At 49.7% G+C, this 12,064-nt stretch carries 9 protein-coding genes; 3 read left to right on the plus strand and 6 right to left on the minus strand.

Annotated elements, in window-relative coordinates:
• Positions 1-81: 81 nt before the first annotated feature.
• The 6 genes from B2739_RS00430 to B2739_RS00455 are packed head-to-tail and all read right to left on the minus strand — an operon-like array spanning position 82 to position 5,041.
• On the minus strand, positions 82-1,461 hold the full coding sequence (locus B2739_RS00430) for a tetratricopeptide repeat protein (protein WP_331343909.1): 1,380 nt from the start codon (positions 1,459-1,461) through the stop codon (positions 82-84).
• A gap of 6 nt (positions 1,462-1,467) precedes the next feature.
• Entirely contained in the window at positions 1,468-2,133 is a 666-nt protein-coding gene (locus B2739_RS00435; protein ID WP_331343910.1) for a hypothetical protein, read from the minus strand.
• Positions 2,134-2,143: 10 nt separating this feature from the next.
• Positions 2,144-2,554, minus strand: coding sequence for a biopolymer transporter ExbD (locus B2739_RS00440; RefSeq protein WP_331343911.1), 411 nt, complete (start codon positions 2,552-2,554; stop codon positions 2,144-2,146).
• Positions 2,538-2,948 carry a MotA/TolQ/ExbB proton channel family protein gene (locus B2739_RS00445; protein WP_331343912.1) on the minus strand — a complete coding sequence of 137 codons (411 nt, stop codon included), beginning with the start codon at positions 2,946-2,948 and terminating at the stop codon, positions 2,538-2,540. Before B2739_RS00445 ends, B2739_RS00440 begins: the two co-directional genes overlap by 17 nt.
• Positions 2,949-2,957: 9 nt before the next feature.
• A complete protein-coding gene (locus tag B2739_RS00450) occupies positions 2,958-4,253 on the minus strand; it encodes a MotA/TolQ/ExbB proton channel family protein (RefSeq protein ID WP_331343913.1) in 1,296 nt (431 codons plus the stop codon).
• A 2-nt stretch (positions 4,254-4,255) separates the two neighbouring features.
• Entirely contained in the window at positions 4,256-5,041 is a 786-nt protein-coding gene (locus B2739_RS00455) for a DUF3450 family protein (protein ID WP_331343914.1), read from the minus strand.
• Between the two features lie 685 nt (positions 5,042-5,726).
• Here B2739_RS00455 and B2739_RS00460 point away from each other — a divergent pair.
• The 3 genes from B2739_RS00460 (at position 5,727) to B2739_RS00470 (ending at position 12,035) form a co-directional block, all read left to right on the plus strand.
• Positions 5,727-8,870, plus strand: a complete 3,144-nt coding sequence (locus tag B2739_RS00460) for a TonB-dependent receptor (protein ID WP_331343915.1) — start codon at positions 5,727-5,729, stop codon at positions 8,868-8,870.
• 91 nt (positions 8,871-8,961) lie between these two features.
• Positions 8,962-10,515 (plus strand): tryptophan halogenase family protein, encoded by a 1,554-nt coding sequence (locus B2739_RS00465; protein ID WP_331343916.1) that lies wholly within the window; start codon positions 8,962-8,964, stop codon positions 10,513-10,515.
• On the plus strand, positions 10,512-12,035 hold the full coding sequence (locus tag B2739_RS00470) for a tryptophan halogenase family protein (protein WP_331343917.1): 1,524 nt from the start codon (positions 10,512-10,514) through the stop codon (positions 12,033-12,035). Before B2739_RS00465 ends, B2739_RS00470 begins: the two co-directional genes overlap by 4 nt.
• Positions 12,036-12,064: the final 29 nt, after the last annotated feature.

Consider the following 12,064-nt stretch of genomic DNA (forward strand, 5'->3'; position numbering starts at 1 on the left):
TAGTTACAGTTACGCCACGAAGGGAACCACCGAAACACCACCTAATTACCAATCACATACCCTTGCATAAAATCAGCTATTTCAAGCACTTTCACGATTGCGAATAATATTTTCCAATGTCGCAATGGTGTCCTGAAGATCTGACATCTCAGGATATTTTTTAAAAACATCGCGCAGAACTGAAACCGCCGAATTGTAATTTTGCGAATCAATAAACATCTGCGCACGTCCCATCATGGCCTTCTTCTCATACTCAGGCAGAACCTCTGCTCTCAGGAAATAAAATTCAGATTGCACATAGTCTTTTCGGGACACCAAAAACTCCGCATAACTAACCAGTGCATCACCAGATACAGGATTTTTTTCAAGCGACTTTTTATACAAAGCATCCGCGTTGGCATATTGCTGTTTGTGTTGGGCAATGCGTGCAGATTGAAGGTAATAAATGGACTGCTCGTCGATTGAGAGCGATCCAATTTTTGAAGAATAAAGACTCAACAATTTTTCTGCTTGATCATACTGAACCGACTGTACCAACCAGTTGACATAATCAAATAAAGAACCGGCATCCAATTGATTCTTATTAATAATGCTTGCCATAAGCTCCGAAGCGCGGCCATAGCTTTTTACACGCAAATGAAGTTGCGCAGCAGTTTTTAAATTAGCTGTATCAACATCACCCAACAAAATCGCCATTTCAAGACTGCCCAAGGCCATTTCTTTGTTATCCAGTTGTAACGCAAGTGCAGCCTGGTTTAACCAGATATCCGGATCATCGGGGCGCTTTTGAATCAATTCTTTTACATAAGCCAGGGTGGCTTCATACATTTTTGCTTGCGAAAGAGCGGCCAGTAACCCGCGCTGCCATTGCACGTTTTCAGGCTCTAACATCAATGCCTTTTGGTAGGCACTAATTGCAGAGGTTGCACCATGTAAAGTAAGGTTCAAATATCCAAGCTGCCCATAAACAAGTGCCTCATTGGAGCCGTAGGCAACGGCATTTGCAAAATATTGCCGCGCTTTGACAAAATTTTCACGCATCAAATATAGCTGCCCCAAGTCGCTATGCGCGCGAATTAATTGCGGCATACGCTCCAAGACACTCAAATAAGTAGCCTCTGCCTTGTCATATTCTTTTATGGAAAAATAAACCTGGGCTTTCAGCATCAACATCGCAGGGCTTAATTCCAGATCATAATATTTTTCCAACTCTTTCAGCACTTTTTGTCTGTCCCCCGAATCCAGTAAGTCTTTAAGGGCAACGGCTGTTTCAACTTCTTCGAGCGCAATTGCCGCTTCGCGCGGGCTAAATATGGGCGAATATTGCGGCAAAATAAATTCCGGCTTCTTCAACTTAATGTCAAAGATATGTCTGGATTCTGCAAACACATCAAAAACCATAAAACCAAACGCAAAGACAAATAGAATTTTCCATGTGTTAACACTGGGCATAAATCTCATAAGAATCTACATCCTTAAACTAAAATTCAGTGAATATAAATAAACAGCTTGCACCGGCTGACCATTTTTTCGCGGAATAGTAAATTTGGAATTGTTAATCGCCTTGCGAATAACGGCGATCATTTCCGGATAAACAGGATCAATAATTTTTTTAACGTATGCTCTTCCCGTCTGATCAATAATAATTTCCACTTTAGTTTCAACGCGATCTATTCCACGCCGACTTAACCCTGATGGAAAACTAATATGGTTACTGGATACCAATTTCGGAACACCATCCAATTCTTTTACTTCGAATAAAGGCAAATCCAGGGTTAACTCTTTACGAATATCCAAATCATTCATATTGAATTCCGGTTTAACAATTTCCTCTAAACGGCTGTATGAAAGCTTTGGATTATCGCTATATTGCATTTGCGGCCCATCGCCAACGCCCAACAAATTAATAGAAGGTGTTGCAGGTGCTTCGTTTGACTCCTCCATTTTTATGGGTGGAGGCGGTAGTGGTGGCGGAGGAACGAAGGATACCAACTGACGTATTTCAACCTCATCATCCTGTTGTTCGACAATTGAATCCAACGCCAAAATTAACCAAACGAGCACACAGACCAACAACAAGCTCAACAGCCAGGGAATGCATTTTATCCAAACGTCTATTTTTCCTTTTTGCATAGCTATCCGCTTATTCCGCAACCAGTGTAGCTATATTTATTTTTTCAATGCCCGCGAGCTTGGCCTGATCAATCACTCGCACCAATACATCTGTCGGCACTGATTTATCCGCTTGAATAACTAAAGGTTTGGCTTCATTTTTTATCAACTGACTCAGCGTATTGCGCACCCCCGAAATACCGATATTAGTGCCGCCATAAATCACCTCGTGGGACTGGGTAATCGCAAGCAAAATAATCGAATTCTGTATCGATTTTGAGGATATGGCTTGCGGCTTATCCACATCAACTCCTGTCTCTTTTACAAAGACAGTAGTGACAATAAAAAATATCAACAGAATAAACACCACGTCCAACAGAGGAGTCAGGTCAATATCCTGCCCCTTTGCCTCCTGGATTTTTTGTTCAATTGAGGATTTCATTTGCGATTTTAACTTCCCATTTAATTTTTTTACGTTGCAGATAATTGTGGAGCAACAAACCAGGGATCACCGTGACCAAACCCAACTCAGTGGTAAATAACGCTTCTGCAATGCCGCCACTGATCACCTCTTGCAAAGCAAAAGATTTTTCAACAGACATACGATAAAAGGTATCAAGCAAACCCATAATCGTTCCCAACAACCCTAACAGCGGCAATGACGATAATAAATCTTTTAAAGGGCCATACCAAAAGCTGGCTTTCTCATACCACGCCCTGTCCATCTTCAGAAAAAAACATAGATCTATCAGTATTGCGTAAGCAAAGAAGGCAACAATAAAAATTGTCCATACAACCACACTGCCCAACCAATAATATTCTGAAGACATATCCATAGCTGCCACTCAGTTAAAACTGACTTTGCTGACTTTTATGGCGAAGCTTTCCAAATCGTGCAAATAAGATTTTATTTTTCTCGATAACAATGCACTCGCGATCAGCGAAGGTATCGCTACAATCAACCCCAGCTCAGTGGTAATCAGTGCAATTGAAATGCCGCCCGACACAGTAGAAGCATCACCCGTTCCAAAAATTGTCATCATCTTGAAAGTGGTGATCATTCCTGAAACCGTACCCAACAGCCCTAACAGCGGCGCAATAGAAGCAGTCACACTGACTAAATTCATAAAGCGTTCAACTTTATGTCGATACTCCATTAGATAGGCAACCATAAAATCATCGCGCTGTTGCGATACCGGTGTACGCTTGGCGATATCAATTAATTGTTGTTGAGGCAAACCCGCTTGGGCGATTGCATTTTTGACTTCAAAAGAATCCTGGGTATTTTTATTCGCAACCAGAACATTACCCAGCTCTTTATTCAAAGTAGGCAATCGTAAAAATTCAATTGTTTTGGCAAGCGAAATAATGAACGCCAGAATACCGAACAACACAATGGGGATTGCCCATGCGCCGCCCTTTTCGATGTGACCTAACAAAGTGTCATTTTGATCAAATAATTCAAAGGCTTTACCCAAGGTCGGATCAAAACTTATTAATCCCGCACCGGTTGCACTCAAGGTTTCGATGTGAGTTTTTTGTTGATTATTAAATAAGAACGCCAGGCGCGATTCATCACCGAAATCATCCACTATACCCGCCACTTCCAATGCGGGACTGTAGGCAACTTTGACTGCACCAAATTGCAATGACTGGCCTGTCACCACCTCACCTGAGGGCGTTATCAGCTTTGTTTCAAGCCAACCCGGGTTTAATTTTAACGTCATATCCTCACTGATTAACGCCAATGCTTCCGGTGTAATTTTTTTATCCTGCCCCGGAAACTTATTCATTAATCCAGTAGATTCCAGGTAATGCACCAGCAAACTTTTTTGATAATTACTTTGGCTGGACCATTGATCGACACGCGTTTTTAATTGCTCCAGACTTAACAGTTGTTCATCTTTTTCGCGACGAATGACTGCCGCTTTTTCACGCAAGGCTTTCAATGCTTGTTGTTGCTTGTCCAAGGCATTGGCATAGACCGCGCTTTCCTGCACGATTTTTCTTTGCAAACTTTGCAGCTCGTTTTGTGATTGACTGATGCGATCAATTAATTTTTTTTCAACATCGACACTCGCCTTAGCCATAACAGGCAAACAAAACAATACAAACACGCTGATAATTATTGTTGTTTTCATACTCAGTTATCCCTCACTTCCAATTTCACCGGCAAAGTAACCAAATTCGCCAAGGCGGGATTTTCCATAATATTAATTAAGGTTTTTATTTCTCGCGGATCTAACTTTTGCCCCAACTCGTTTTCTGCTTCTTGATTACTCCACCATTTCCAACCTAATGTCGTTGCACGGCCATAACCATATTCGCTCGCATCTTCACTGAGATACCAACCTTGAGTTAGGCCTAAATAGACCTGTGTGACCCGCAGCGAACGGGGTGCATCCTGGCCTGTGACGGGAACGTCAATCGTCGCCTTGTTTATGGCTACACGCTGATTAAATTCATTCATTAATTTATAAATTGATAACAGGCGTTCGAGCGTCTCACTTGCGGTTAATCCTGATTCCAAAGATTGCATTTTGCCGTCAACTTCAGCGGCGAGTGGTGGCGGCAAACGAAATTGGATTGATTGCAAGGAGGCCTTGGCCTTATTGACCTGTTCAGTCAGCAAAACTTGTTCTTGCTCAAGACGCTCTTGGTCCGTTAGCAGGCTCTTTCTGTGCTCGTCAGTATCCGAGCGAACGTCGGCCGTTTGGGACAGGATTTCGGTCAATGAGCTTTGCTCGGCAATTAACAGCTGCTGGCGTCTTTCTAATTCTGTTTTGCGCTCTGCCCACTCGGTTTGCAGCTTGCCTTTTTGACTCTCGAGCTGGATCCATTTCTGCATCAGCTCATCTGTATCGGCATTTGCGATACCAACGGAAGGAATTACAACAAATAACACACTGGCTAATCGCTTACTTAACATCTGCTTTCCTTATCAGTACTGATTAACTGGGATACTGTAATGAACACCTGCACGGGCGCTCCAAGTCTTTATTCTTCTATATGAGTAATTCTTTTATATGGGCAATTCTTCTATACGAACAGCCAAGCCCTATCCACTCACTATCCAATCGTATGCTTATATTATTAATACGAATTTATTGGCTCAAACTTAATCTAAAGATTGATAAAGCGACAACCCGACCAAAAAACACACAAATCAACTCTAGCAATCCGGCCGCGAAAAGCCCATACCAGGCAAAAACGCTGCGCTTACCATTGGCTTACCTTTGGCTTACTTCTGTAACAGCGCAAAATTCACCATTACCGGTGTGATCGCCCGCGACGAGCGGATGCAAGGTAAAAACCTATTGCATCTAACTAGAAAACAGATTTGAAAACTCCCCCAGTATCGCCCTCCCGCTGTAACACCGCCCAGCCAGACCACCTTAAAAAATAATATAAAAATATTATTTCTAGATAATTTAATGATATTGTCAACTTGTATACTAGAGCACTAGAATCCACACCCGCCAGATAGTCATAAAAACTATCTGCTGGATGTGGGGGGAAGCCAACACTTCCAACCATCACTAATAACCAGCCGCTCAGGTGCCAGCGGCAAACATCAAACGGAGGCGCTGCCAGGCATGGCGGCAGAGACAATAATGAAAGAGAACCCCTTTAAGACATCAATCAAAACGCCCCAGATCAGCCGTACCAGCGGCTTCCAGCGGTCATTGCTGGCGGCCGCTATCATGGCGTGTACACCGGTAGTATTCGCGCAATCAACCCCGACATCGGGCGCTTCTGCCAAGGCAAAAAACACTGACTCTGAGTCGGTTGAAGAACTGGTGGTAACCGGTCAGCGCCAGTCAATGGAAAGCGCGATAGAGATGAAACGCGCATCGGACACAGTGGCTGACTCCATTGTTCTGGATGAGGCCGGTAAGGTGCCGAGTACGTCCCTGCTGGAGATTCTGGAACGCGCGCCAGGCATCACCATGAACCGCGTGCGCGCAGGTGCCGAAGGTTCGCCGGACGGCTTTGCGTTTGAGGGCTCGGGGGTTCAAATCCGCGGCCTGAACAAGACCAAGACCCTGATCAATGGACGGGAAGTGTTCTCTGCCAATGGCGGCTCCGGCCTCAGCTGGGCAGATGTGGGCCCAGAACTGCTGAAAGCGGTCACAGTGTACAAGGCAAGCCGTGCCGACCTGATTGAAGGCGGCGTTTCCGGCACCGTGGACCTGCAGACCCGCATGCCGTTTGATTTCAATGGTTTCAAGGCCAATGCGGCAGTTTCCGGCAGCTATGGCGACTACTCCGAGGCTACTACCCCGGCGGCTTCTGCCATGGTTTCGAATCGTTTTGATACCGATTTCGGTGAGTTCGGGGTGCTGCTCGATCTGGCTTATTCGAAGATCGAATCCCATGACAGCAACATCATCGTCCCGCCTTATTACGCGACCCAATACGAAGGCGAGCGAGTCTATGTGCCGGGCGGCATACGCTACAGCCAGGATCAATTTGAGCGTATTCGCAATGGCTATTACGCTGCACTGCAGTGGGCACCGAACGACAATCTTGAGTTGTTCCATACCACGTTTATCTCCGAGCGCGACAGCAACCGCGACAGCCAAATCCTGTCGGTAGAACCGGGCACACCCGTTGGCGTATTTGACGGCGCGGTGTTTGACGATGACATATTCGTGAAAGGCGCCATCTCCAGCCCAAACCTGACCTCTGGCCTCAGTGTATCGCCCAACTCCAGTTTCACGCCTTCGTTCAGCCGCACGGCCGACCACAGCACCGGTTTCAAATACGACGGTGAAGGCTGGGACATGAGCGGTAGCTACCAGTACGTGAAAGCCGAATCGCGCTCTGGCAAGTACAGCCTTGGTAGCACCGTGATCCCGACAATCGGGCAGATCAATATGGATATGTCGGGCAAGCGGCCAGTGGTGAGTTTTGAAACGCCACTGTCAACCAACCCGGCAGACGCCGGACTGTCCCGCATCAACTGGTTGGACACGTCCAATGAAGGCGAAGCACACGCCATTCAACTGGATGCCAATTTTGATATAGGCGATGGCTTCTTTAAAAAACTGGCTGTGGGTGGCCGCGCAGCAGCACGTGAAGAATCTGACAGCTTTGTTGGTACCTGGTGGTCGGCAACTGGCCGCGGCTGGAATGGTGTAACACGCCCCTTCGTAAGTACTGCACCCAAAGGCGATTTTGAACTGGAAGAATTTTCGAATTTCTTTAAAGGGGATATCCCCTCACTCGGTGGTGTTTGGGTGGGGACCCGTCAGGTTAACGACTACAACCAGTTCGACCGTGTATACGACACCTATCTGGCCTGCGGCCCTCAGCTCCAACACCAGTGCAGCAATCCGGATGCAACGACTTATCTCTACAGCACACCTAACGGGCCACTGCGCAACCGCAACTTTGACCAGCGCCCATCCTTCTATGAGACGGAGCATGACACCCAATCAGCCTATGCGATGGTGGGCTTTGTGAATGATAGCGATTCATGGTTCCTGAATTTCAGCGGTAATTTCGGGGTGCGCTGGGTGAATTACGACATTACCAGTCAGGGCAATTTCAACTTTAGTGGTGGCGCGCGCTACTACGCGAGCTTGGCCGATGCCCAGGCATCAGTGGAAGCCATGGGCGGTTTGGAAAATGTCGCCGCCTGGCAAGAGGCCAATGAGGGCGTGCAGCCGCCATTGACGCGCGAGAGTGTGGGTTACGAAAAAGACCGCATGGGCAGCTTCTCCAAGGATTATTTCCTGCCGTCGTTCAATATCAAGTTAGAACCGGCGGAAGGCTGGGTGATGCGCTACGCCTTGACCCAAACCCTGACTCCGCCGCGCTACCCGGATATCCGCGCGCAAGGTATTGCCGGTGTGCAAACCACCGAAAACCCGCTCAACGACGACTTGGCTGCGCTCAACCCGGGTGATGACGTATCGATTCCGGCGATTTTCTCCGGCTATACCAATACCACCGGCAACCCCTTCCTGGAGCCGGAAATCGCGCTGAACCACGACCTCTCGTTCGAGTGGTACCCCAAAAAAGGTACCTCGATGACCTTGGCGTTGTTCCACAAGACCATCGATAACTACATCACTTTCAATAACTTCTCAGCACCGGCGAGCGACTTCTTCTCCGAAGGGGATTACCCGCAATCGGCACTGGCGGATGGAACGGGCAGTAACTTCCTGGATGGTTCAGTCACTAGCCGTACCAACTTCAACGCAGATGAAGACACCATCATCCGTGGTTTTGAACTGGGCGGACGCACCTATTTCGATGCACTGCCGGGTTGGATGAGCGGCTTTGGTATTGAGATGAATGTCACCTATATCGACAATGAAGCTCCTGACGCTTTTGCCCAGGACATTAATGGCGATGAACTCAAGGTGCCGGTGATCGGACTGTCGGAGTGGGCCTACTCCACCACCCTGCTGTACGATTGGGATAGATTCAGTGCGCGTTTGGCCTGGAACTGGCGTGACCGTTATTTAACGACCACCAACGACTCAGGCACGACCAACGTCTATAACGATCCGTTTAACGGGCAGCAAATCCAGTTCGGTATGCCGGTCTACGCGGCGGCCTCCGGTCGGCTGGATGGCAGCATCTCTTACCGTTTGACCGATAACGTCAACATCAAACTGGATGTGCAAAACATCACCGACGAAGACCAGCGCACCGAGATGGAAATCCTGCAGGGGCGCTTTGTTGATCGCGCGGTGTTTGTGACTGACCGTCGTATTGGCTTGCACCTGGGCATTAACTTTTAACTGAGTACCAACTGTTAACCGAGCATTAGGGTTAACTGGGCACGGCAGAACGCTCTTGAGCAAACTTGAGCAGATAATAAGAGGCACATAAATGAGCAAGAGCGTTCTGATTGTTGGAGGAGGAACCGCCGGTTGGATCTGCGCCGCCTATATGGCGCGGATGCTGGCGGCGGACACTCCCGGCGGCGTGACCATTACGCTGGTCGAGTCTGACGAAATCGGTATCCTCGGCGTTGGCGAGGGTACCTTCCCGATTATCCGTAAGACCATGAGTCGCATCGGCCTCGATGAAAGCGCGCTGATTCGGGAAGCCGATGCCACCTTTAAACAAGGCATCAGGTTCAATAACTGGAGGAAAAATCCAGCCGACGAACCCCATGACACCTATTTCCATCCCTTCCAGGTCGCGTCACAACATACCGACATGGACCTTCTTCCCTATTGGTTGCTCGGTGTGGCCGGGGATGTTCCCTGGGCCGAAGCCTGTACCGTACAAGAGCGGGTGGTGGACGCCAAACTGGCACCCAAGCTGATTACCCACCCCAATTACAACGCGCCGCTGAACTACGCCTATCACTTTGATGCGGGAAAACTGGCGCAAGTGGTATGCCGTCAGGCCATGGCGATGGGCGTGAAGCGGCTGATCGATACCATCGACGATGTGAAGGTCGATGAAAGCGGCATCGCCTCAGTACAGGGGCGCACCCACGGCGAACTCAAGGCCGATCTGTACATCGATTGCACCGGGTTCCGCGCGCGGCTGATCGGCGAAGCGCTGGGCTCGGAATTTACCTCCTATAAAGATCAATTATTCTGCAACCGCGCGGTGGCCATGCAGGTGCCCTATGATCGGCCCGATGCGCCCATTCCCTCCTGCACCTATACCAGCGCGCAAGACGCAGGCTGGATTTGGGATATCGGCCTGCATAACCGCCGCGGAGTCGGCTATGTCTACGCGTCTAATTACTGTAGTGACGATGAAGCACTGGCCACCTTGAAACGCTACATAGGCCCTGCTGCCGATACTCTTCAACACCGGAAACTGGCCTTTGAAGCCGGGTTTCGCAAAACCCAATGGCACAAAAACTGTATCGGCGTTGGGCTATCGGTGGGTTTTATCGAGCCGCTGGAAGCCACCGGCATCAGTTTTGCCGAGGTTGCCGCACTTATGCTGTGCAACCTGTTTCCCTGGTCGGGCGATTACGAGCGCTCGGCCCAACAATTCAACCAGGCCATGACCAAACGTTTTGAGCATGTGATCGACTTTATCAAGCTGCACTACTATTTGAGCGAGCGCACCGATACCGCGTTTTGGCGCGACAATCGCGCGCCCTCTTCGGCCTCCGATTATCTGAAAGGCAAGCTGGAGCAATGGCGCCACCGGCCGCCATCCTTTCTCGACATTGATGCCAGCCATGACATTTTTGATGAAAACAGTTGGCAGTACATCCTTTACGGTATGGGTTTCAAGACCGACATCAGCGCCCGCGCTGGCGCGTTGCGCTTTTATGACGACGCCAAACGGGAGTTCGAGAGCATTCGTCAGCAGAGCAACAAGGCGATGACCGCTGTACCGAGCCACCGCGACTTGATCAATGAGGTGGTGGCAAGAGGGTTCCGTAACGCATCCGGCGGGCAGCGATGAAACCAGTGAACAATATCGTCATTGTGGGCGGCGGCACCTCCGGCTGGATGTGCGCGGCCGCGATTGCGCGCATGGCGCCGCCCCATGCGTCCATCACGCTGGTGGAATCCGAGGCGATAGGGGTGATCGGCGTTGGCGAAGCAACCATCCCGCCATTACTGGAATTCAACCAATTTCTCGGGCTGGACGAGCACGAGGTACTGCGCGAATGTCACGGCACTTATAAGCTCGGCATCGAATTTGTTGACTGGCTCGATCTTGGCAAACGCTATTTCCATCCTTTTGGCTTTTATGGGCGCGATACCCCGGAATTTGCCTTTCACCAGCTGTGGCTGCGTTTGCGAGAACTCTCAGAAACAGGCAAAGCACCGTCCGAACTGGCGGGCGATATCAACGACTACAACCTCTGCGCCATGGCCGCCCGCCTCGGGCGCTTCGCCCAACCGCAGGGCGGCAGCGATGCGATTTTGTCTACCCTGCGTCACGCCTACCATTTTGACTCCATGCGCTACGGTCAGCTGCTGCGCCGCTACGCCGAGCAGCGCGGCGTTCGTCGGGTGGAGGGTTTGGTCGAGAGCATTCAACAAGATCCCAATAACGGCATGATCGAGTCAGTGACATTGGCCAACAGTCAGGTGCTGGCCGGTGAATTGTTTATCGACTGCAGCGGTTTTAAGTCACTGCTGATTGAAGGCGCGATGAACAGCGAGTTTGTCGATTGGAACCACTACCTACCCTGCGACCGGGCGCTCGCCCTTTCCACGACCGGAACAGGCGCACCAGATCCATTCACCCGCGCCACGGCAGACAATGCTGGCTGGCGCTGGCGCATCCCCCTGCAAACCCGCATGGGCAATGGGTATGTCTATTCAAGTGCATTTGCCGATGAAGATGACGTGCACCGGGCACTGCTTGCCGGCGCCGATGGTGAAGCACTGGGCGACCCGCGACCACTGCGTTTCCGCACCGGCCACCGCCGCCTCTTTTGGGAGAAAAACTGCATCGCCATAGGTCTCGCCGGTGGTTTTATCGAACCACTGGAGTCCACCAGTATCCATTTAACGCAAATTGGCATTCAGCGGCTTATTAACCTCTGGCCGGGGCGCGGCATCAATACGGCGGAGATTGCGCACTACAACCGGATAATGACCGCCGATTACGAGCGACTCAGGGATTTTATCGTGCTGCACTACAGCGCCACCCAGCGCCGGGATACCGAATTTTGGCGCTATGTGGGCAATATGGAGCTTCCGGATACTTTGGCGTCCAAACTGGAGATTTTTCGCGGCAGCGGCCGCGTTATTGCCGCGCCAGATGATTTATTCACACCCCACAGCTGGCTGGCGGTCATGCTCGGGCAAGGTATCAACCCCACCCATTACGACGCACTGGTGGATCGTGTACCCGAGACTGCGCTTATTCAAAACATGCGGCACTTAAAAGAAGCCATCGCCAAAACAGCGGCTGTGTTGCCGCGCCATGAGGACTATCTCACGCGCCACTGTACCGCCAATACCTGACGGCGACTGAGGATCTACTGCGATTACTA

This window comes from Cellvibrio sp. UBA7661, assembly GCA_002483365.1.
Lineage (GTDB): Bacteria > Pseudomonadota > Gammaproteobacteria > Pseudomonadales > Cellvibrionaceae > Cellvibrio.